Annotated in this window: 16 protein-coding genes and 1 pseudogene; 11 read left to right on the top strand and 6 right to left on the bottom strand. The window is 67.4% G+C overall.

Annotated features, from left to right (window positions below; all coding sequences use genetic code 11):
- Positions 1 to 992 (bottom strand): PE family protein (locus AWC08_RS30485; protein WP_244906556.1); only part of this gene is annotated, 992 nt, incomplete at its 3' end.
- A gap of 475 nt (positions 993 to 1,467) precedes the next feature.
- On the opposite strand from AWC08_RS30485, the gene AWC08_RS30480 reads away from it, so the two are divergent.
- Complete coding sequence (locus AWC08_RS30480; protein ID WP_065132321.1) at positions 1,468 to 2,184, top strand: GAF and ANTAR domain-containing protein; 717 nt, start codon at positions 1,468 to 1,470, stop codon at positions 2,182 to 2,184.
- Positions 2,185 to 2,191: 7 nt separating this feature from the next.
- Positions 2,192 to 2,464, top strand: coding sequence for a hypothetical protein (locus AWC08_RS30475; protein ID WP_065132322.1), 273 nt, complete (start codon positions 2,192 to 2,194; stop codon positions 2,462 to 2,464).
- Here the strand turns inward: AWC08_RS30475 and AWC08_RS30470 are convergent.
- The 3 genes from AWC08_RS30470 to AWC08_RS30460 all read right to left on the bottom strand — a co-directional run bounded on the left by AWC08_RS30470 (position 2,458) and on the right by AWC08_RS30460 (position 7,366).
- Positions 2,458 to 3,153 carry an ANTAR domain-containing protein gene (locus AWC08_RS30470; protein ID WP_065132323.1) on the bottom strand — a complete coding sequence of 232 codons (696 nt, stop codon included), beginning with the start codon at positions 3,151 to 3,153 and terminating at the stop codon, positions 2,458 to 2,460. The two genes, AWC08_RS30475 and AWC08_RS30470, sit on opposite strands and share 7 nt — an antisense overlap.
- A gap of 105 nt (positions 3,154 to 3,258) precedes the next feature.
- On the bottom strand, positions 3,259 to 6,762 hold the full coding sequence (gene car / locus AWC08_RS30465) for a carboxylic acid reductase (RefSeq protein ID WP_065132324.1): 3,504 nt from the start codon (positions 6,760 to 6,762) through the stop codon (positions 3,259 to 3,261).
- 139 nt (positions 6,763 to 6,901) lie between these two features.
- Complete coding sequence (locus AWC08_RS30460; RefSeq protein WP_065132325.1) at positions 6,902 to 7,366, bottom strand: MarR family winged helix-turn-helix transcriptional regulator; 465 nt, start codon at positions 7,364 to 7,366, stop codon at positions 6,902 to 6,904.
- Between the two features lie 59 nt (positions 7,367 to 7,425).
- On the opposite strand from AWC08_RS30460, the gene AWC08_RS30455 reads away from it, so the two are divergent.
- Positions 7,426 to 8,238: an alpha/beta fold hydrolase gene (locus AWC08_RS30455; protein ID WP_082986097.1), complete on the top strand. Its 813-nt coding sequence runs from the start codon at positions 7,426 to 7,428 to the stop codon at positions 8,236 to 8,238.
- Positions 8,239 to 8,344: 106 nt separating this feature from the next.
- Here the strand turns inward: AWC08_RS30455 and gabT are convergent, their stop codons facing one another.
- Positions 8,345 to 9,685 (bottom strand): 4-aminobutyrate--2-oxoglutarate transaminase, encoded by a 1,341-nt coding sequence (gene gabT, locus AWC08_RS30450; RefSeq protein WP_065132327.1) that lies wholly within the window; start codon positions 9,683 to 9,685, stop codon positions 8,345 to 8,347.
- 203 nt (positions 9,686 to 9,888) lie between these two features.
- Between gabT and yajC the strand changes: the two genes are divergently transcribed.
- The 8 genes from yajC to AWC08_RS30410 all read left to right on the top strand — a co-directional run bounded on the left by yajC (position 9,889) and on the right by AWC08_RS30410 (position 21,027).
- The gene (gene yajC, locus AWC08_RS30445; RefSeq protein WP_065132328.1) at positions 9,889 to 10,245 is read left to right on the top strand and encodes a preprotein translocase subunit YajC; all 357 of its coding nucleotides are present in this window, start codon (positions 9,889 to 9,891) and stop codon (positions 10,243 to 10,245) included.
- Between the two features lie 114 nt (positions 10,246 to 10,359).
- Complete coding sequence (gene secD / locus AWC08_RS30440; protein ID WP_065132329.1) at positions 10,360 to 12,264, top strand: protein translocase subunit SecD; 1,905 nt, start codon at positions 10,360 to 10,362, stop codon at positions 12,262 to 12,264.
- Positions 12,265 to 12,267: 3 nt separating this feature from the next.
- Positions 12,268 to 13,536, top strand: a complete 1,269-nt coding sequence (secF, locus tag AWC08_RS30435) for a protein translocase subunit SecF (protein ID WP_065132330.1) — start codon at positions 12,268 to 12,270, stop codon at positions 13,534 to 13,536.
- A gap of 5 nt (positions 13,537 to 13,541) precedes the next feature.
- Positions 13,542 to 15,194 carry an ABC transporter substrate-binding protein gene (locus tag AWC08_RS30430; RefSeq protein ID WP_065132331.1) on the top strand — a complete coding sequence of 551 codons (1,653 nt, stop codon included), beginning with the start codon at positions 13,542 to 13,544 and terminating at the stop codon, positions 15,192 to 15,194.
- Positions 15,176 to 15,733, top strand: coding sequence for an adenine phosphoribosyltransferase (locus AWC08_RS30425; protein ID WP_082986098.1), 558 nt, complete (start codon positions 15,176 to 15,178; stop codon positions 15,731 to 15,733). The genes AWC08_RS30430 and AWC08_RS30425 overlap by 19 nt, the downstream gene beginning before the upstream one ends.
- Before the next feature lie 210 nt (positions 15,734 to 15,943).
- Positions 15,944 to 18,172, top strand: coding sequence for a PP2C family protein-serine/threonine phosphatase (locus AWC08_RS30420; RefSeq protein WP_082986099.1), 2,229 nt, complete (start codon positions 15,944 to 15,946; stop codon positions 18,170 to 18,172).
- A gap of 23 nt (positions 18,173 to 18,195) precedes the next feature.
- Complete coding sequence (locus tag AWC08_RS30415) at positions 18,196 to 18,651, top strand: hypothetical protein (protein WP_065132335.1); 456 nt, start codon at positions 18,196 to 18,198, stop codon at positions 18,649 to 18,651.
- 15 nt (positions 18,652 to 18,666) lie between these two features.
- Positions 18,667 to 21,027 carry a RelA/SpoT family protein gene (locus AWC08_RS30410; protein ID WP_065132334.1) on the top strand — a complete coding sequence of 787 codons (2,361 nt, stop codon included), beginning with the start codon at positions 18,667 to 18,669 and terminating at the stop codon, positions 21,025 to 21,027.
- 116 nt (positions 21,028 to 21,143) lie between these two features.
- On the opposite strand, the pseudogene AWC08_RS30405 reads toward AWC08_RS30410, so the two are convergent.
- Positions 21,144 to 22,133, bottom strand: a pseudogene (locus AWC08_RS30405) (serine/threonine-protein kinase); the annotation flags it as partial.
- Positions 22,134 to 22,176 lie beyond the last annotated feature (43 nt).

Below are 22,176 nucleotides of genomic sequence, written 5' to 3'. Positions count from 1 at the left end.
CCGCCGTTACCGCCGGTGCCGCCGTTGCCGCCGTCAGCGTCAAGGCCCAGGCCGGTGCCGCCGGCGCCACCCAGGCCGCCGATACCCCCGGTGCCGCCGGCACCTCCGGCGCCACCGGCGCTCGTCAACCCGTAGCTCGCCCCTCCGTCGCCGCCGGCTCCACCGGCACCACCGGCGAAGCCGATGCCGCCTTTGCCACCGAGGGGCCCTGCGCCCGCCGTCCCCGTGATGCCTGTGCCACCGGCACCACCGGAGCCGCCGACCCCGCCGGCTCCGGCGCCACCGCCGAACAACGCGCGTCCGGCGCCGCCCATGCCGCCGGTCCCACCGGCACCGCCCACACCGACAGCTCCGGCTCCGCCGGTCCCACCGGCACCCCCCGTCCCGCCGAATCCACCCAGCAGTCCGCTGGCTCCGCCGGCCCCGCCCGTTCCACCGACCGCCCCGGCTGCCCCGGTACCTCCGGCTCCGCCGGCGCCACCGTTGCCGAACAGCCCGGCGTCTCCACCGCGCCCACCGGTCAAGCCGGGCGCCCCCGATCCGCCGGTACCGCCGTTACCCCACAGAATTCCGCCAGCGCCTCCGGCCTGTCCGGTGCCCGCGGCGCCGTTGAAGCCGTCACCGATCAGCGGGCGCCCGAGCAGCGTGTTGGTGGGCGCGTTGATCAACCCGAGCACGTTCTGCTCGAGGGGTTGCAGCGGCGAGACGTTGACTGCCTCAGCGGCCGTATACGCGCCCGCGCCGGCACCCACGGCACGCGTGAACTGCTCGTGAAACAGCGACACCTGCGCGCTGAGGGTCTGATAGTCCTGCCCGAAGGCGCCGAAGAGCGTCGTCACCGCCGCCGACACCTCGTCGCCGGCCAGCGGGAGGATCGCAGTGGTGCGAACGGCTGCCGCCGTGGTGGCGGCCCGAAGCCTGTCTTCGATCCCGCGTAAGTCGCTCGCTGCGGCGGTCAACGCTTCAGGCGCTGCGATCACATAAGACGACAATTTGGTCCCCCTCGGCCTCGCGGTAGCAGCTCCCCGATACGACTGCGAAGCGAACGCTATCGCGCGTCTGACCGAAACTTCGGCAAATCGACACATTTGGATACAAATTCCTGCACTGACGAGCATTGGCATTGCCGCAATGCTTCGTCGATGCATCTCTCGGGTATGGCTGGTTGCCTTGAATGCCCTGCGAAACAAGGGATTCAAGGTGTTTTGGGATGATGTAGGCAACGGCGTCGACAATCGCTGAAGCGGCGATACGGGGCAAAATTAGAATCGCGTTTCGATTCATGTTCACCGAATGACCGGCGTATCGATCACGCGCAGCAACAGAAAGTCGCACTGACTGAGATGGCCAGGAATCCGGCCGTCACCGCGGGCTTGATGGGAGGCCTGCCATTGTCGGGCGTTTGAGAGGGCGCGGGAGTGGTAGTCCCTGCCTCGGCTCGTACGACGCTGAAGGAGGTGGCATCCCGTGGCGGCTGACCCCGGACCGGCAGGTGAGCTGGCCGGCATCTTCGCCCGCATGTCGGGCTTGTTGCTGACCGAGGCGACCGTCTCGGCGGCCCTGGCCCGGGTGACCACGCTGGCCGTCGACACCATCCCCGGCAGCACCGGGGCCGGCGTGAGCCTGCTCGATGCGCACGGCAAGCGGATCACCTCTGCGGCCACCGATCCGTTGGTGGAGCGGCTGGATGAACTTCAATATCAGCTCGACGAAGGGCCTTGCCTGAGCGCGTGGCGGGATCTCACCGTGTTGCGCTCGGAGGGGACTGAGGAGGAACGACGTTGGCCGTCGTGGATCAAGTCGGCGCGCCAGCTGGGGATGCGCTCATTCGTCAGTGCCCCCCTGATCAGCGGTCAGAGCGCCATCGGGGCGATCAAGGTCTATTCGACCGGCGCCGCAGAGTTCAGCGAACACGACGCGGACCTGTTGCGGCGATTCGGCGATGAAGCCGCGATATTTGTTGCCAACGTCCAGACTCGGCAGGCCGCCGAGCAGCTCAGCGCTGCGCTGAAAGAGACTTTGCGCTCGCGTGAAGTCATTGCGACGGCGCGAGGCATCTTGATGGCCCGCCGAGGGCTGGACTCGGTGGCGGCCTTCCGTGAGCTGGCGGCCGAATCGCGCCGTACCGGCCGGCTCATGCACGACGTGGCCGCCCGGATGGTGGCAGCACCGGGCGATGTGTGACCAAAGAATGCCTACCTCCAGCGAGTTCAGCAAGCGGTTTCGCGCTGCCTTCGACGCGGCTGACGTCAGCGTCGACGACCTGTGGTTGCGCTACTTCAGCCTCGGCGGGGACGTCGGCCGTTTCGAGATGGACGCCTACCTCAATGGGGCTATCGCCTTGCCGCCCTTGCAGCACGACATGCTTGCGCACGCGATCAACGAGCGACTCGACGAGATCGCGCCGCCCCGAGCTCCGTACAGTGACGAATTGCAGCGGCTGGACGACGACCCGCGTCAGTGACCGCTGCGGGTGTCGATGACCCGCTGCGCGATTTCGATCAGTGAGGTGTTGCTCTCCTGGGAGAGTTGCCGCAGCATCTCGAACGCCCGAACGTCGTCGACGTCGAAGCGCTCCATGATGATCCCCTTGGCCTGACCGATCCGGTCCCTGCTGGCCACCGCGGACCGTAAATTGTCGCTCTGGTTAGTGGCCATGAGTGCGGCCGCGGCGTGCGCCGCCAACACCGTGCCGATCGTCTGCCGCTCGACGTCCCACTCCGTCGGCTGGAAGCCGAACAAATTCAACGCGCCGGCGGTGCGCTCGTGGGTGTAGAGCCGGAAGGACAGCCCACTGAGCACCCCCAGCTTCTGAACCGCGGCGGTGTACGCGGGCCAGCGCGTCTCACGGCGGAAATCGTCGGTACGCACCACGTCGTAGTCCGAGGACGAAGCGGCCTCGATGCAAGGCCCTTCATTGAGGGTGTGCTGGAGTTCGTCTAGCTCGTGCGGCAACTCGTCGGTACCGGCGATCGATTCGAATTGACCGCCCTTCTTGATCAGAAGAATCCCGGCGGTGTCGACGCCTGCAATCAGGTCAACTGCGGCCGAGGTGACCTTGGTGAGAATCTCCTCTGCATTGCGAGGTGCGGCGAGGACGCGGGCCAGTTCGGCCATGCGCACCGCCAAATCATGATCGGACGGCTCGGGCATGGCATTGAGTCTGCCCGCTTCGCCGGTCGTCAAACCGGGTGGCAAGGCACAATGCCGGGGCAGGCGCTCGGTCTGATACCCGAACGCCTGCCCCAGCGGTGGCGATTACAGCAGCCCAAGTAGCCGCAGATCGCTCACGTACTTGGCGATGATCGCCCGTGTGACGTGCGGGATGTCCTTGTCCGCGCCGATCTTGGCCTCCTGCACCGCCGAGCGGAACACGTCGGTGGGCGCGATCGACCCGTTGACCGGCCTCTCCGGCTTCTGGTAGTTGTGCAGCAGCGGCAGCAGCGAGGCGTTGCGCTGCTTCTCCGGCAGGCCGCGCAGCGTGGTCTCAAAGCGCTGCAACCACTCGCCGTAGTCGGCGATCCGCTGGATCGCGCACCCTCCCGAGATCATCCAGTCGACGAACTCGTCGAAGCCGATGCCGTCGTCGTAGGGGTTCATCACGTGGTAGGTGGCGAACCCGTCGCCGCTGCGTGCGCCCAGCACCGCGACGGCTTCGGCGATGAACTCGACCGGCAGACCGTCATAGTGAGCCCGCTGCCGGTTCCCCTCACCATCGAGCTCGTAGAACGAACCGGGCGCGATGCCGGTGGCGGCCAGGCTCAAAATCGTCCGAGTGAACATGTCGGGCACGTTGAGCTGCCCGGCCCAGGTGGTGTCGGCCAGGATCATGTCGCAGCGGAACACCGCGACCGGCAGGCCACACAGGTCGTGTGCTTCGCGTAGCAGCACCTCGCCGGCCCACTTGCTGTTCGCGTAGCCGTTGGCGTACCCGTCGTCGATCTGGCGGGTAGCGCTGATCTGGCGGATGTCGGCGTCCTCGGTGAACTCACCCGGCGCGATTCCGCCGCCGACTGCGATCGTCGAGGTGTAGCTGAAGGGCTTGATCTTGGCGGTCAGCGCCAACCGGATCAGCTCCGCGGTACCCAGCGCGTTCGGTCCGAACAGCTGGCTGTAGGGCAACACGTGGTTGACCAGGGCCGCCGGGTCGACGATCACGTCGACGGTGTCGGCCAACCGCTGCCAGGTGGCGCGGTCGAGCCCGAGGTCGGCCTCGCCCTTGTCACCCGCGAGCACCTCGAGGTGCTTGGCGGCCAACTCCCGGTAGTGCGCCAGCAGCTTGGGGTCGCCGCTATCGAACGTGTTGTCCAAACGGGCGCGAGCGTCCTCGTCCGTCTTCGCGCGGACCAGGCAGATCACTTTGCCGTCCACCAGCGCCATCCGCTGCAGCCATTCCAGCGCCAGATACCGGCCCAGGAAGCCGGTCGCTCCGGTCAGCAACACGGTGCGCACCTGGTCGCTCGGCGCCGGAAGGCCGGCCGCCGTCGCCAGGGTGTCGGCGTCGATGAACTTGTCCAGCGTGAGGTCGGCGGCGTGCACCTCGACGGTGTCCCGGCCGTGCACCGAGGCGAAGGTCGGACGCTTTGAGCCGGGCTGACGCTCGGCCTCGATGTAGCCGGCCAGCGCCTGCAGGTCATTGGCCGGGCTGACGATGACGCCCACCGGCACCTCAACCGCGAAGATCTCCTGCAGCAGGTTGGCGAAGGTCAACGCGGACAACGAGTCTCCACCGAGGTCGGTGAAGTGCGATTCCGGGGACAGGTCGCTGCGCGCGGTGCCCAGCATGGCGGCCGCGGCCCGGCTCACCGTCTCGAGCACCGGCCCGTCGGCCCCGCCGCGGCGCAGTTCGCTCAGCTCGTTGGCCTGGCCGGCGGCCAGGTCGGCGTACAGCTGCTCCAAGCGCTCGCCGTAGTGTGCCTTCAGCTTCGGCCACGCCAGCTTGCGGATGCCGGTCAACAGACCGTTCTCCAGAGTGAACGGAGTGGTCTCGATGATGAAGTCCCGCGGCACTTCGTAGGACTGCAGACCGGCCTCTTTCGCGACGGTCTGCAGCGACTCGGCGATCATCGGCTTCAGCGGCTCGACGCCGTGCGCAGCCAATGCGTCCTCGGTCGGTACCACCACTGCCAGCAGGTAGGGGTGGGCGCTGTTGCCGTAGACGTAGATCTGCCGGATCAGCGGGCTGTTGCCGAAGACGGCTTCCAGCTTGGCGACGGTGACGAATTCGCCCTGGGCGAGCTTGAGCACATTGTTGCGGCGGTCGACGTAGCGCACCTGGTTCGGGGCGATCTCGGCCACGACGTCGCCGGTCCGGTAGTACCCGTCCTCGTCGAATACGCCTGCCGTGATCTCGGGGCGCTTGTAGTAGCCGGGGAACAGGTTCTCGGTCTTGAGCAGCAGCTCGCCCCGCGGGTGGGGCTGGTCGGTGGTGAAGTAGCCCAGGTCCGGCACGTCGACCAGCTTGTAGTCGATCACCGGCGGACGTTGCACCTCACCGTCGAACAGCACCATGCCGGCTTCGGTGGAGCCGTAGCCGTCCAGGAGGTGCATTTCCAGCAGCGACTCCGCCCACTTCTTCAGCTCCGGTGAAATGGGTGCCGAGCCCGTCATCGCGAAAATGAACCGGCCGCCGAGCAGGTTCTCCCGCTGGTCGACCAGCACCTCGGCCTCGACCGCCGCGCGGTCGCCGCCGTCCAGCAGGTGGCGGTCCACCTCGCTCTGGAACTCGCCGTACAAGGTCTCCCAGATGCGCGGGACGAAGTTCATCTCGGTGGGCCGCACCAGCGCCAGGTCTTCCAGGAACGTCGACAGGTCGCTCTTGGCGGCGAAGTAGGCGGTGCCGCCGTTGCCGAGCGTGCCGTACAGGATGCCGCGTCCCATGACATGGCTCATCGGCATGAAGTTGAGGGTGATCGACGCCGCGGTGGGTCCGAACCAGTTCTTGGCGGACCGGCGGAACATCTTGCCGACATTGCGCTGCGGGTACATCGCGCCCTTGGGGGCGCCGGTGCTGCCGGAGGTGTAGATCAGCAGGGCCAGTGCGTCCTCGGCCAACTCCGGATGCGGCTGGGCCGGCGCAGCGGCGCCGCGCTGCAGCACGTCGTTGAGTGTCTCGACGACCACACCGGTGCCCGCCAGAGCGGCCGCGGCACCTTCTAGCGCTTCGCGTTCGTCATCGACCTGCGGGTGGTAGTCGAACACCACCAGCCTCCCGGGCGCCTGGGCGGCCCCGCGGATCAGCTCGACCGCGTCGGCCAGCTGGTTGACACTCGCCGCCAGGAGGCTTGGCTCAGTTTCGGCGACGATCGGTTGCAGCTGGGCGATCGCCGCGCTGGTCTGCAACGGCACCGAGACGGCTCCGATCTGACCCAGCGCCATGTCGATGGTGGTGTAGTCCACGCTGTTGAAGCCCAGGACGCACACGCGGTCGCCGGATTGCACGGTCTCGACGGCCAGGGCGCGTCCGAACGCCGCGATCCGGTCGCCGAGCTCGCGGTACGTGATGGTCTCGAATCGGGGGAGCAGGTTCAGCGAGGTGCGGCCGGTTGTCGGGTCCGCGACGAACTCGGCGGCGCGCTGGCCTAGGGCCGGACGGTCGGCGTAGCCGTCGACCACGGTCTGAATGACCTGCGGGAGTAGCAGATCCGGGTTCTCCAATGCCTCGGCCACCACGGGGTCCGGCTTTGCGGCCGCGAATTGGGGGTCGGTGGCGGCAAGTTCCTCGGCGCGGCGGGCGATCCGCTCTTCTTGGGTGGGCGACATATCAGATCCTCTTTGAAATGAAGGGGAGAATGAAATCTAGGTGGCGCGACATTGCGCTGATAGAAAGAACGTTAGCTAAAGTAAAGATATTCCTCAATGAAGAACCGCTGCATGTTGTCTGTGAATTGCGCCACCGGGCTCAGGCGCGAGAGTCCTCAGGGTCCAGCATGTCAAGCAGCCGTTGCATGGTGGCGCACATGTGCGCGAAGTCGGCGGCCCCTACCAACTGCGACCATCGTGCCTCGATGTCGGCAACCCGGTCACCGGCATCGGCGAGCAACCGTCGGCCACGTTCGGTGAGGTCGATGAGTTTGGCGCGGCCGTCCTTCGGGTCGGGGCGGCGGGTCAGATAACCCAGCGACGCGAGGTCGTTCACCAGTTCCGACGTCGCCGCCAGGCTCAGCTGCGCTCGCGCGGCCAGTTCCGTGAGGCGGATGCCGCCCATTCTTATGTTGCCGAAGATCTGCAGGTGCGGATCGCGGATGTCGCCGTAGCCCTGCTCGGCGTGGGGCGCGGCCAGATCGGCGCGGAACTGCCGCGTCAGCCGCACCAGCAGCTGGCCGACCGCTTGCCGGTCCGTGCGCAGGTCTCTTGACGTCGCCATGGTTCTCGAAGATACTACGGTTACCGAAGTTTCGGTTTCCGAAGTAAATGAGGTCTTTCATGACAGACGAATTCGTGGCCACCGGGTTGGGTCGATTGCACGTCCAGCGCCAAGGCAGCGGTCCGGTAACCGTGCTGTGGCACAGTCTGTTCCTCGATTCCCGATCGTGGGCGCCCCTGGTCGACGCGCTCGGGGAGGTAGCGCCGCGACGCACGGTGGTTGCCGTCGACGGGCCGTCGCACGGTCGCAGCGCGCCGGTTACCCGGGACTTCACCTTCGACGAATGTGCGCAGGCCGCCGGGGAAGTACTGGACGGGCTCGGCATCGACGAGCCGGTGGACTGGGTCGGCAACGCGTGGGGCGGACACGTCGGCATTTTGCTTGCCGCAACCCAGCCGCGCCGGATTCGCACGCTCGCCACCATCGGCACTCCGGTGCACGCGGTGGACTGGCGATTCCGAGTCACCAAGGGCTGGCCGCTGGTTGCGCTGTATCGGCTATTCGGGCCCACGCGAGTGATCAGCGACCCGCTCTCGAGGGCCCTCCTGGGACCGGATGGTTCCGCTGAGGTCATGGAGTCGTTCCGTCAGGCCGACCGAACAGGTATGTATCACGCCGCGCGTTCGATGATGCTCAAGCGGCCGGACCTGCATGACCGGCTGCCGCACATCGCTGCACCGACGCTGATGCTGGCCGCGCACGACGACGACGAGGGTTGGCCTCCGGACCAGGCCAGGGCTGCCTGCGCCACCATGCGCAATGCCCACGCCGACGTGGTCATGGGCGGCGGTCGGGTAGCGCCCCTGCTGGTTGATGCGAAGACGATTGCGGGGACGCTCGTCGACTTCTGGGATGCGCAGCGGCCTGCCTGACCGCGACCGAGGTCGGCCGAGCGTGCGCGTGTTGCCGCCGACACGCCGTGAAAGCTGGCATTTTGCGGACGCTCGCGCCGCAGCGGGCGCGCCGCCGCCGCGCGCCTCACAGGTCGGCGAGCAGCCCCGTCAGCACATCGACCCCTTCAGTCAGCAGTTCGTCGGTGATCGCCAGGGGCGGCAGCAGCCGGATGATGTTGCCGAACATGCCGCAGGTCAACACGATGACCCCGGCGGCATGCGCAGCGGTGGCCACCCGCAAGGTCAACTCCGGGTCGGGGTCGGCGGTGCCGGACTTCACCAATTCGATGGCGATCATCGCGCCGCGGCCACGCACATCACCGATCCGGTCGTCGCGGGCTTGTAGACGCAGCAGCGGCTCGGTCACCAGACGCTCGATCTGCTGGGCCCGCTCGATCAGCCCTTCGGATTCGATGGTCTTGATGGTGGCCAGTGCCGCGGCACACGCAACCGGATTGCCGCCGAATGTGCCGCCCAGGCCGCCGGCGTGCGGAGCGTCCATGACCTCGGCCCGGCCGGTGATCGCCGACAGCGGAAGACCGTCGGCGATGCCCTTGGCGGTCACGATGATGTCGGGCTGAATGCCTTCGTGCTCGCAGGCGAACATGGCTCCGGTGCGCGCGAAACCCGTTTGCACCTCGTCGGCGATGAAGACCACATCGTTCTCCCGGCACCAGCGCAACAGGGCGGGCAGGAATCCCTCGGCCGGGACGATGAACCCGCCTTCGCCCTGGATCGGCTCGATGATGACGGCCGCCAGGTTCTGTGCGCCTACCTGCTTGTCCATCACGCTGATGGCGCGCGCCGCAGCCTTCTCCCCGTCGGTGGCCAGTTCCTTGTCGAGCAGGCCATCCCGGTACGGGTAGGACAGCGGGGCGCGGTAAATCTCCGGCGCGAACGGGCCGAACCCGCTCTTGTAGGGCATCGACTTGGCGGTCAGCGCCATCGTCAGGTTGGTCCGGCCGTGGTAGGCGTGGTCGAACGCGACCACCGCCGACTTACCGGTATAGGAGCGCGCCACCTTGATGGAGCTCTCGACGGCCTCCGCGCCCGAGTTGAACAGCACCGAACGCTTCTCGCCGTCGCCCGGGGTGATCCGGTTCAGCTCCTCGGCCACGGCGACATAACCCTCGTAGGGCGTCACCATGAAGCAGGTGTGGGTGAACTCGGCCACCTGTTGGCGCACCGCCTCCACGACGGGTGGGGCTGCGTTGCCGATCGTGGTCACCGCGATCCCGGAGCCCAGGTCGATGAGCCGGTTGCCGTCCACGTCTTCCACGACGCCGCCGCCGGCGCGTGCTACGAACACCGGCAGCGTGATGCCGACGCCGTGCGACACCGCGGCGGTCCGCCGCTTGTTCAGCTCCAGCGACGCGGGACCGGGGATTTCGGTGGCCAGATGACGGCTCTGCTCGAGGCTGGCCACGGACTCCTCCTCCCGCGGACGCGCAGGTCACGTCGCAGGTGAAAGCCTAGCCGGTGAACAGCTGGCGATGCCGGTCGGTTTGCGACCTGCGGGAATGGCACACTGGACCGTTAGCGACGTGAGTGCGCCCAGGCCAGACCGGCCCCAACCCCGGATTGGGCGGGGTTATTCGAGCACTACCGATACGAAAGACAGGCGTTCTGATGGAGAGTTTTGTCCTTTTCCTGCCGTTCCTGCTCATCATGGGCGGGTTCATGTACTTCGCGTCGCGGCGCCAACGCAAGGCCATGCAGGCCACCATCGACCTGCACGAGTCGTTGCAGCCGGGGGATCGGGTCCACACCACGTCCGGACTGGAAGCGACCGTCGTCAGCTTCACCGACGACACCGTCGACCTCGAGATCGCACCCGGCGTCGTCACGACGTGGATGAAGCTGGCCGTGCGAGACCGGATCCTGCCCGACGACGACGATGACTACGAGGTCGAGGGCAACGCAGTGGAGCTCGGCGAGGATGAGACCAGCGACTCGCAGCCCGGCCGCGTCATCAAGGATTCCTGACTTACCCAGACTGCCGCGTGCGCGATACCCGTCGCGGCGCGGCACGTAGTCTTTTCGGAGGCTTCGTCCGGGGCTGGACGGATCTTCACGACCGAATAAGGAGACAGAAGGAACGTGGCATCGTCTTCGGCGCCGGTGCAGCCTGCCCGCTACCTGTCGGTGTTCCTGCTCATGCTTGTCGGCGTCTACCTGCTGGTGTTTCTCACCGGGGACAAGAAGGCCACCCCCAAGCTGGGCATTGACCTGCAGGGCGGCACCCGCGTGACGCTGACGGCGCGCACTCCGGACGGCTCCCGACCGACCCGTGACGCGCTGGCGCAAGCCCAGCAGATCATCAGCTCCCGCGTGAACGGCCTGGGCGTCTCCGGCTCGGAAGTGGTGGTCGACGGCGACAACCTGGTCATCACCGTGCCGGGCAGTGACGGCAACGAGGCGCGTGATCTGGGCCAGACGGCGCGCCTGTACATCCGGCCGGTTCTGGACTCGGTGCCGGCGCAGAAGGCTCCCGAAGAGCCCACACCCGGTCAGCAGCCGCCGGGTGGTGAACCCGGCGCACCCGCACCCGGTGCTCCCGGCGCGCCGCCCGCCGGCGTGCCCGGTGTCGCTCCCGCCCCCGGCGCGCCGGGAGCTCCCGCCCCGGGCGCTCCGGCGCCCGCGCCGCCGCAGTCGAGCGCGCCGGCGCCGCCGCGCGGGCAACCGCGGCCCTATCCGCAGGATCCGGCGCCCAGCCCCACGCCTGCGCCCAGCCCCACGCCTGCGCCGAGCCCCGCGCCCAGCGGTTCGCCGGCACCCAGCCCCGCACCCAGCGGTTCGCCGGCACCCAGCCCGGGGCCGTCGCCGGCGCCGACCGGTGAGGCACCGGCACCCGAGATGCCCGCCGCGCCGGATCCGCGCAAAGACCTCGCTGAGCGCATCGCGCAAGAGAAGAAACTGCGGCAGAGCACCGTCGGTTACATCCAGAAGATCGTCCTGCAGATCCAGGCGGGCCGCTGCGACAAGGACGACATCCTGGCCGGCAACGACGACCCGAAGCTGCCACTGGTCACCTGCTCGACCGACCACAAGACCGCCTACATCCTGGGCCCGTCGATCATCAGCGGTGACCAGATCCAGGACGCCACCTCGGGCATGAACCAGAACAGCCTGGGCTATGTGGTGGATTTGCAGTTCAAGAGCGCCGCCGCCAACGTCTGGGCCGACTACACCGCCGCGCATACCGGCACCCAGACGGCCTTTACGCTGGATTCACAGGTGGTCAGCGCACCGATGATCAGGGAACCGATTCCGGGCGGGCGCACCCAGATCAGCGGTGGTGACCCACCGTTCAGCGCGGCAACGGCCAAGCAGCTCGCCAACGTGCTGAAGTACGGCTCGCTGCCGCTGTCCTTCGAGTCCTCGGAGGCCCAAACCGTATCCGCCACTTTGGGTTTGACGTCGCTGCGAGCCGGCCTGATTGCCGGTGGGATCGGGTTGCTGCTGGTGCTGGTGTACTCGCTGCTGTACTACCGGGTACTCGGACTGCTCACTGCGCTGTCGTTGATCGCTTCGGGCGCAATGGTTTTCGCGATCCTGGTGCTGCTGGGCCGGTACATCAACTACACCCTGGACCTGGCCGGAATCGCGGGTCTGATCATCGGTATCGGCACCACCGCCGACTCGTTCGTGGTGTTCTTCGAACGCATCAAAGATGAGATACGCGAAGGCCGTTCGTTCCGGTCGGCGGTTCCGCGCGGTTGGGCGCGGGCCCGTAAGACGATCGTGTCCGGCAACGCCGTCACCTTCCTGGCTGCCGCCGTGCTGTATTTCCTGGCGATCGGACAGGTGAAGGGGTTCGCGTTCACTCTTGGCCTCACCACCATCCTCGACCTCGTGGTGGTGTTCCTGGTCACCTGGCCGCTGGTGTACCTGGCTTCCAAGTCGGCGCGGCTGGCCAAGCCGGCCTACAACGGCCTGGGCGCAGTCCAGCAGGTCGCCCGCGAACGGCGGGCAAGTTCGGCCGCAAAGACGGGACGGGTCTAATCCATGGCGTCAACCAAGGACACCGAAGTCATCGAACTCGACGACGACGCGAAAACCGCAGCGGCGCAGCAACACAGTTTCCTGTCCCGCCTGTACACCGGCACCGGTGCGTTCGAGGTGGTCGGGCGTCGCAAGCTCTGGTACGGCGTCAGCGGAGCGATCATGGCCGTCGCCGTGCTGGCGATCCTGATCCGCGGCTTCACCTTCGGTATCGACTTCAAGGGCGGCACCACGGTCTCGATGCCGTCTTCGGGCTCGGGCGGCACCATCCAGGTCACCCAGGTGGAAGACGTGTTCCACAAGACGATCGGCAAAGACCCCGAATCGGTGGTCACCGTCGGCAAGGGGTCGTCGGCCACCGTGCAGATCCGTTCGGAGACCCTGTCCAACGAGCAGACTGAGAAGCTGCGCAACGCCTTGTTCGACGCGTTCCACCCCAAGGGCGCCGATGGCAATCCCAGCAAGAAGGCGATCAGCGACGCGGCAGTGTCGGAAACCTGGGGAGACCAGATCACCACGAAGGCGGTGATCGCTCTGGTGGTGTTCCTGGTGCTGGTCGCCGTCTACATCACCGTGCGCTACGAGCGCTACATGACACTGTCCGCACTGGCGGCGATGATCTTCGACCTGACCGTCACCGCGGGCGTCTACGCGCTGGTGGGCTTTGAGGTCACGCCCGCCACGGTGATCGGATTGCTGACGATCCTCGGCTTCTCTCTCTACGACACCGTCATCGTGTTCGACAAGGTCGAAGAGAACACGCACGGGTTTCAGCACACCACCCGGCGCACGTTCGCCGAACAGGCCAATCTGGCCGTGAACCAGACATTCATGCGGTCGATCAACACCAGCCTCATCTCGGTGTTGCCGGTGCTCGCGCTGATGGTCGTCGCGGTCTGGCTGCTGGGGGTCGGCACGCTGAAGGACCTGGCGCTGGTACAGCTCATCGGCATCATGGTCGGCACCTACTCCTCGATCTTCTTCGCCACTCCGCTGCTGGTCACGCTGCGGGAACGGACGGACTTGGTGCGCACGCACACCCGTCGGGTACTCCGGCGACGCAGCGCCGGCGCGCTTCCCGAGAAGCCGGCCGCCAAGAGGGAGTCCGCCGACGGGGACGCCGGGGAGGACTCAGATGCCCCGGAAGCGGTCACCGAGGCCGCCACCGCCAGCAAACCCGTGGTCACCAACAAGCCGGCACCCGGTGCCCGCCCGGCGCGTCCCACCGGCGCGCGGCGTCCCACCGGCAAGCGAAACGCCGGCAAGCGGTAGGCCGCATGTTCATCCGGTCTCGCTGGCGTGCAGCCATGCTGGCCACTGGCGTGACGGCAGTGCTGGCGGCCTCCACCCTGACCGCGTGCTCGGGTAGTGCCGCGGGGCAGGTCGACTACGTGGTGGATGGTGTCCTGTCCACGTACAACACGAACACGGTGATCGGCGCCGCCTCTGCCGGCGCCCAGGCGTTCGCCCGCACCCTGAGCGGCTTCGGTTATCACGGACCGGACGGGCAGGTCGTCGCCGATCACGACTTCGGCACCATCTCGGTAGTGGGCGGGTCGCCCCTGGTGCTGGACTACCAGATCGCGGACAACGCAATCTATTCCGACGGCAAGCCGGTGACGTGTGACGACCTGGTGCTGGCCTGGGCGGCCCAGTCCGGTCGCTTCGGCGGTTTCGACGCCGCGACCCAGGCGGGGTACGTCGACATCGCCAACATCGAATGCACCCCCGGCCAGAAGAAGGCCCGGGTCTCGTTCATTCCGGACCGCGGCGTGGTCGATTACACCCAGCTGTTCACCGCGACCTCGATGATGCCGTCGCACGTCATCTCCGACGCCCTGGGCACCGATATCACCACGGCCCTGCTGGCCAGCAAGGGCGCGGTGGCCGAGCAGGTCGCGAAGGTGTGGAACAGCACCTGGGACCTCAAACCGGGTATCGATCTCAAGCGTTTCCCCTCCTCCGGGCCGTACAAGATCGAGCGGGTGCTGGACGGCGGCGCGGTGGTGCTGGTGGCCAACGATCGCTGGTGGGGCGCCAAGCCGATCACCAAGCGGATCACCGTGTGGCCGCTGGGCGGCGACATCCAAGATCGGGTGAACAACCGCAGCGTCGACGTGGTCGACGTGGCGGCCGGATCCTCCGGGGCGTTGGCCACTCCGGACAACTACGAGCGTGCCGACGCGCCCTCGGCCGGCATCGAACAGCTGATCTTCGCCCCTCAGGGCCCGCTGGCCACCAGCGCCGCCCGCCATGCGTTCGCGTTGTGCACGCCGCGGGACACCATTGCCCGCGACGCCGGCGCGCCGATCGCCAACTCGCGACTGTCGCCGGCGGCCGAGGATGCGTTGTCCGGGGCCGAGGGCGCCAGCGAGGCCGCCCAATTCGCCAAGGCCGATCCGAACGCCGCGCGTGCCGCGCTGAACAAGGGTGTGCTGACGGTGCGGATCGGTTACCGCGGGCCCAATGCGCGCCTGGCCGCCACCGTCGGATCCATCGCAACCGCCTGCGCACCGGCCGGAATCACCGTCTCCAACGTCACGCTGGACACATCCGGGCCGCAGGCGTTGCGTGACGGGAAGATCGACGTACTGCTGGCCAGCACCGGGGGAGCCAGCGGCAGCGGGTCCACCGGATCGTCGTCGATGGATGCCTACGACCTGCACAGCGGCAACGGGAACAATCTGTCGGGTTACGCAAATCCCCAGGTGGACGGGATCATCGGCGCGCTGGCGGTCTCGGCGGACCCGGCCGAGCGCGCTCGGTTGCTCGCCGAGGGTGCACCGGTACTCTGGGGAGACATGCCGACGTTGCCGTTGTATCGGCAGCAGCGGACGTTGCTGATGTCTAAAAAGATGTATGCCGTGAGCAGGAACCCAACCCGCTGGGGGGCGGGCTGGAACATGGACCGATGGGCGCTAATGCAGTGATGAATCTCAGGGGGAGTGCTCCCGTGGCCGACGTGATCGCGTCGCTGACCCGGGACGTCGCAGATTTCCCAACGCCCGGAATCCAATTCAAAGACCTCACTCCGCTTTTCGCGGACAGCGAGGCGATGTCCGCGGTCATCGACGCGTTGGCCGATGTCGCGGGAGGCACCGACTTGGTGGTCGGCATCGAGTCACGGGGAGCCGTCGTCGCCGCTGCCCTCGCCTCCCGGCTGGGCACCGGCCTGCTGTCCATTCGTAAGAGTGGCAAGCTGCCGCCGCCGGTCCTGAGCGAGGACTACCAAATGGAGTACGGTACGGCGACCATGGAGATCCCGGCGGACAGCCTTGACCTGGCCGGGCGGAATGTGATGCTGATCGACGATGTGCTGGCTACCGGCGGCACGTTGGGTGCCGCGACCCGGTTGCTGGAACGGGTGGGCGCGAATATCACCGGCGCCGCGGTGGTCGTGGAGCTGGAGGCGCTGCGCGGCCGGGAGGCGATCGCCCCACTGCAAGTCCACAGCCTGAGCCGCGCGTAGAGTCTGCCGGATCAGTTGTTTGGCTGTGTGACGCCCCACGGCTCGGTAGTGTGTTTGCTGCAACGGCGGCAACATTCTGGTATTCAAGCGTTCAAAAGGTAGCGCAACGGCCCTTGCCCGGACGGGGATGTGGTTGGCCTACTCGCATTTCCGGGTGTGACGGGCAGTCGCCTTCCAATCGGCTGATTTGCGGAGCATGGGTGCACTGAGGTGAGTTGCAGAGCTGTGGCAGGCCAGCTGCGCCAGTGGCCGGGCTTGTTCGTGCTGACCGCCCTCCTGTGCGGCGCTGGCTCGGAGCTGACCTGGCACACCTCCCGCCTGGCCTCAACAGCGTTTGCAGCGGGTGCTGATTCGTCGTGGCAGTCGTTCACACCTGCCGTAGGCGTCACGTTTTTCCCGTCCGCTGGGGTGACGGTAGCGGCGATGTTGTTGAACAACCGGCGGCTATGGCCGGTGGTCATTGCCGCGTCGATGGCCGCGGCCGCGGTGGTTGACACTCGCCACGGCGTCACGTTGGCAGCCGCCGCCGGGCTGGCGGTCGCCCATGCGCTGGAGTCTGTGGTGGGAGCGTCATTGGTGCGTTTCTGGTGCCGGGGTGCCCCTGATCTGAGACGTCGCATCGATCTGCTCCGCTTCGTCACCGGCGCGTGTGTGCTGGGTCCGCTGGTCGGGGGACTGTTGGGCGCGGCTGTGGGCGCGGAATTCGCCGGAATCTGGTGGCCCGCCGGCGTGCTGCGCTGGCTGGCCGGAGACGGGGTCGGCGTCCTGGTGGTGGGCGTGCCAGTGTTGTTATGGCCACGACAGCTGCCGCTCATCCGGGCGCGACGATGGGAGGTACTCCTCGTCACAGCGGTGACCGCGGTGGTCTCGGTGATCGTCTTCCGGTTGCCGGTGCCGCCGGCGCTGCTGTTGTTGCCGCTACTGGCGTGGGCCGCATTTCGCCTGCAGGTGATCGGTGCGGCGCTGTGCAGCGCCGTAGTGGCCGTTGCCGCGAATTATCTCGCGGCGGCCGGATTCGGTCTTTTCGCGACTCTGCCGGTGGTGGTTCCGGCGCGCTTGGCGGCCACTCAGGGCTTCATCATGGTGCTGATGCTCGTGTCGGTGCTGATCGGCCAAGAGGCGTCCAGCCGTGTAGCGGAGGCTAAGCAGCGCCAGGCCGAACAGCGTGAACGAGACCGCCTCAAATCGCTCGCCGAGCTGGGCAGGGCGCTGGCCGCTGCCACGACGCCCGACGATATCGGCCAAGCCACCGCAGCCCATGTACGTCATGCCGCCGGCGCCGACGCTCTGGTGCTGGGACTGCTCAGCGACGACGGCGCCACCTTGAACTGGCTTCACATGGCCGGTTACTCGCCCGCGATCGAAGCGCAGATCGGTTCGGGATTGTCAATGAAACAACCGAGTGCGGCCGCCGACGCCGTACGTACCGCGGCTCCGGTCCTGATTTCCAGCGTCACCGAATACCGGGAACGCTATCCCGCGGGCGGGCAATGGATGATCGAGGCCGACGCCGCCTCGATCGGGTCATGGCCGTTGATGGTCGGCAGTCGCGCGGTCGGAGTTCTGGGGCTCATGTGGACGCGGCCGCAGCCCTTCGATGCCGCCCAACGTGCCTACGCATCGGCCGTGGCGACGCTTGTCACCCAGGCGGGGTTGCGGGCTCGCGCCTACGCCGACGAGCACATCCGGGCGGAGACGCTGCAGGCGGCGGTGCTGCCGGCGCAGCCCACCAAGATTGACGGACTCGAGGTCGCCGTGTGGTACGAGCCCGCGGCCGTCATGCACGGACTGGGCGGGGACTGGTGGGATGCGCTGCCGCTGCCGAAAAACCGGACCTACCTGGCGGTCGGCGATGTCGTCGGTCACGGCCTGCCCGCGGTGGAAGACATGGCTCAACTGCGCGCCGCCGCGCGGGCGCTCGCCATCCAGGGGCTGCCCCCCGCACAGCTGCTGGCCGAACTCAACATCTTCACCGCCCACACCAGCCACGGCCAGTTCGCCACCGTCTCGGTGGCGATCTTCGATCACGCGACAGGTGTGCTGCGGTACGGCTCCGCCGGGCACCCACCGGCGTTGCTGCGGCGTGCCGCTGCGGGTGAGGTGTCCCGGCTCAACGGTGGCCGCGGCCCGGTGCTCGGTCCGTTGCGCAAGGCCACCTACGCCGAGGAGCAGGTGTCCATCAGCCCCGGCGACGTCCTGCTGATGTACACCGACGGACTCATCGAACGCCGTGGCGACGACCTCGACACCACCATCACCCAGGTGCAGCATCACCTTGCCGACTGGCAGCCGAACGTCGCTCTGCACCAGGCGTGTCGCGATCTGGGCACGTGCTTCGCCGCGCCGCAGCGCAAAGACGACACCTGCATCCTGGCCGTCAGGTTCCTGCATGACGACACCGTCGCCGGTGAGGGACCGCCTGCGGTCGAGGGAAAATAGTTGTGCAACCAACGAAAGGCAATCTGTTGAGCATCGACGACGCAGCGACCCCTCGACGACGGCCCGCAGGAGTGGACGACGCCACGGTCGAGGCCGTGGGAGCGGTGACCGAAGCGCTGGAGTGGGTGGAACGCGCCCGCGGGCACCTGTACTCGTTCCACCAGCTGATGGGACGAGCGGATCTGCTGCTCGGAGAAGCCTGCGAGAAGTTGCGTGCCGCCGGACACGGCGACATCGCGCAACGGCTGGAGACCGAGATGGTCGGCCGCAACGTCCTGCCGGGGCGGTGGACCTTCCAGATCGTCGAGGAGTTTGACGACGACTACTGGTCGGCGTTCCGCGATCATGAGCGCCAGGTCCGCGATGCGCTGCAGGGAGGCATGCGGCACCTATTCGAATCCGAGATGAAAGAAGACCGTCGCACTGACGGCCGACCGCATCACGAGGCCCGCCCGGACGGAGCACCGGATATCCTCTAAGCGGAGGTGACTGACGTGGCGGAAGACCAAAGCACGTTGCAGGCTGCCGCGCCGCCGACCGAACCGCTGCCGGTGGCGGAGATCCCGGAGCCGCCGGTAGAGCCGCTCAAGACCACCACCAGCGCGTCGCGGCGGGTCCGCGCCCGCCTGGCGCGGCGGATGACCGCCCGCAGCGGCGCCATCAACCCGGTGCTCGAGCCGTTGGTGGCGGTGCACCGGGAGGTCTATCCGAAGGCGGATCTGGCGATCCTGCAGCGGGCCTACGAGGTCGCCGACCAACGGCACGCCACCCAGCTCCGGCACTCCGGTGACCCCTACATCACCCATCCGCTGGCCGTCGCGAACATTCTCGCCGAACTGGGCATGGACACCACGACGTTGGTGGCAGCCCTGTTGCACGACACCGTCGAGGACACCGGGTACACCATCGAGCAGTTGTCCGAGGACTTCGGCGAAGAGGTGGGCCACCTCGTGGACGGCGTGACCAAGCTGGACCGGGTCGTGCTGGGCAGCGCGGCCGAGGGCGAGACGATCCGCAAGATGATCACCGCGATGGCCCGTGACCCGCGGGTGCTGGTGATCAAGGTGGCCGACCGGCTGCACAACATGCGCACCATGCGCTTCCTGCCACCGGAGAAGCAGGCGCGCAAGGCCCGCGAAACGCTGGAAGTCATTGCGCCCCTTGCCCACCGCCTCGGTATGGCCAGTGTCAAGTGGGAGCTGGAAGATCTGTCGTTCGCGATCTTGCATCCCAAGAAGTACGAGGAGATCGTCCGGTTGGTCGCCGGTCGCGCGCCGTCTCGGGACACCTATCTGGCCAAGGTCCGCACCGAGATCACCAACACGTTGAACGGGTCGAAGATCAAGGCGACGGTGGAAGGCCGGCCCAAGCACTACTGGTCGATCTACCAGAAGATGATCGTCAAGGGCCGCGACTTCGACGACATCCACGACCTGGTCGGCATCCGGATTCTGTGCGACGAAATCCGCGACTGCTATGCCGCTGTGGGCGTGGTGCATTCACTGTGGCAGCCGATGGCCGGACGGTTCAAGGACTACATCGCCCAGCCCAGATACGGTGTGTACCAATCGCTGCACACCACGGTGGTCGGGCCCGAGGGCAAGCCGCTGGAGGTGCAGATTCGCACCCGCGACATGCACAAGACCGCCGAGTTCGGCATCGCCGCGCACTGGCGTTACAAGGAAGCCAAGGGCCGCAACGGCGTTCCGCATCCGCACGCCGCCGCCGAGATCGACGACATGGCCTGGATGCGTCAGCTGCTCGACTGGCAACGTGAGGCTGCCGACCCGGGGGAGTTCCTGGAGTCGTTGCGTTACGACCTCGCCGTGCAAGAAATTTTCGTGTTCTCGCCCAAGGGCGACGTTTTCACGTTGCCGACCGGATCCACCCCGGTGGACTTCGCCTACGCGGTGCACACCGAGGTCGGCCACCGCTGCATCGGCGCCCGGGTCAACGGACGACTGGTCGCGCTGGAACGCAAGCTCGAAAATGGGGAAGTAGTAGAGGTTTTCACGTCCAAGGCCCAGAACGCCGGGCCGTCGCGGGACTGGCAGCAGTTCGTGGTGTCGCCACGGGCGAAGACGAAGATCCGGCAGTGGTTCGCCAAGGAGCGCCGTGAGGAGGCGCTGGAGGCCGGCAAGGAAGTCATGGCCCGCGAGGTGCGCCGGGGCGGACTTCCGTTGCAGCGCTTGGTCAATGGTGAGTCGATGGCCTCGGTGGCCCGCGAGCTGCACTACACCGACGTGTCGGCGATGTACACCGCGATCGGGGAGGGGCACGTCTCGGCCCGCCACGTGGTGCAGCGGCTACTGGCCGAACTGGGCGGCATCGACCAGGCCGAGGAGGAACTGGCCGAGCGGTCCACCCCGACGACCATGCTGCGCCGTCCCCGCAGCACCGAGGACGTCGGCGTGTCGGTGCCGGGTGCGCCGGGTGTGCTGACCAAGCTGGCCAAGTGCTGCACGCCGGTGCCCGGCGACCAGATCATGGGGTTCGTCACCCGGGGCGGCGGGGTGAGTGTGCACCGCACCGACTGCACCAACGCGGCATCCCTGCAGCAGCAGGCCGAGCGCATCATCGAGGTGCTGTGGGCGCCGTCGGCGTCGTCGGTGTTCCTGGTGGCGATCCAGGTCGAGGCGCTGGACCGGCACCGGCTGCTGTCCGACATCACCCGGGTGCTCGCCGACGAAAAGGTGAACATCCTGTCGGCGTCGGTCACCACCTCAGGTGACCGGGTTGCGATCAGCCGGTTCACCTTCGAGATGGGGGACCCCAAGCACCTGGGGCACCTGCTCAATGTGGTGCGCAATGTCGAGGGCGTGTACGACGTCTACCGGGTGACGTCGGCTTCGTAAGGTGCCTACGGAGAACCCGACTCGGTCGTCGTTTCGGTCGTCTCGGTCTGCTCAACGCCGGTCTTGTCGCTGACGTCGGTGGTGTCGGTCGTCGTTTCCGGTGCCCGACTGGTGGCCGACGTCGAGGTGCGGGTCGTCGGGGTGTTCGAGCCGCCGTCATCGGTCGCGGAGAAGAAAGCGACCAGCGCAGCCACGAGCAGTAACGCCAGGCCCGAGCCCGCGACGGTCCAGACCAACATGGCCCGACTGCTGCCTTCCTTGCTCGCCGGCACATCGGCTGGAGCGTGGGACGGCGCCAACCCGGTGTGCGCCTCGGCCGGCGGCGGGGGAGGCAGGGCAATGCCGGCAGCGCCCAGCGCGGCGCGGGCGGCGTCGGCGAGTTCGGTGACCGTCTGGTAGCGGGCATCGGGGTCCTTGGCCATGCCGCGGGCAACCACCGCATCGAAAGCCGGCGGTACGTCATGGCGGACGGCGGTCGGGCGCGGCGGCGGCGCGTGCAAGTGGCCGGAGACCTGCTCTTCGAAGCTATCGCCCGGGTAGGGCCGCGCGCCGGTGAGGCACTCATAGAGCGTGCAGGCCAGGGCGTAGACGTCGGCTCGTGGATCGGTGATACCCCGGAAGCGTTCGGGTGCCAGGTAGGCCAGCGTGCCCATCGTCATCCCGGTCTGGGTCAGAGCCGTGTCGGTGGTGGCGCGGGCGATGCCGAAGTCGATCAGGTAGACGAAGTCGCGGGCGTTAGCGACCAGAATGTTCGACGGCTTGACGTCACGGTGCACCAGCCCCACCTGGTGCGCGCTGTCCAGAGCGGCCGCGGTCTGCTCGATGATCGCGACGGTCTGCGCGGGGCTGAGCCGGCCGCCGTTCTCGGCGATGAACTTTCCCAAGTCCCGGCCCTCGACCAGTCGCATGTCGACGTAGAGCTGCCCGTCGATCTCGCCGAAGCTGTGGATGGGCACCACGTGAGGGTCGTTAAGGCTGGCCGCCGTGCGCGCCTCGCGGCGGAACCGATGCTCGAACTCTTTGTCCTCGGCCAGACTTGGCGGCAGCAACTTGATGGCGACGATGCGGTCGGTCTGGGTGTCATAGGCGCGATAGACCTGCCCCATGCCACCGCGTCCCAGCAGACCCTGCAGCTGGTATCGACCGAAC

Origin of the sequence: Mycobacterium gordonae (genome assembly GCF_002101675.1) — a bacterium.
Lineage (GTDB): Bacteria > Actinomycetota > Actinomycetes > Mycobacteriales > Mycobacteriaceae > Mycobacterium > Mycobacterium gordonae.
Note: the sequence above shows the minus strand (reverse complement) of the source record. Positions and strands in the feature narration are given on the sequence as shown.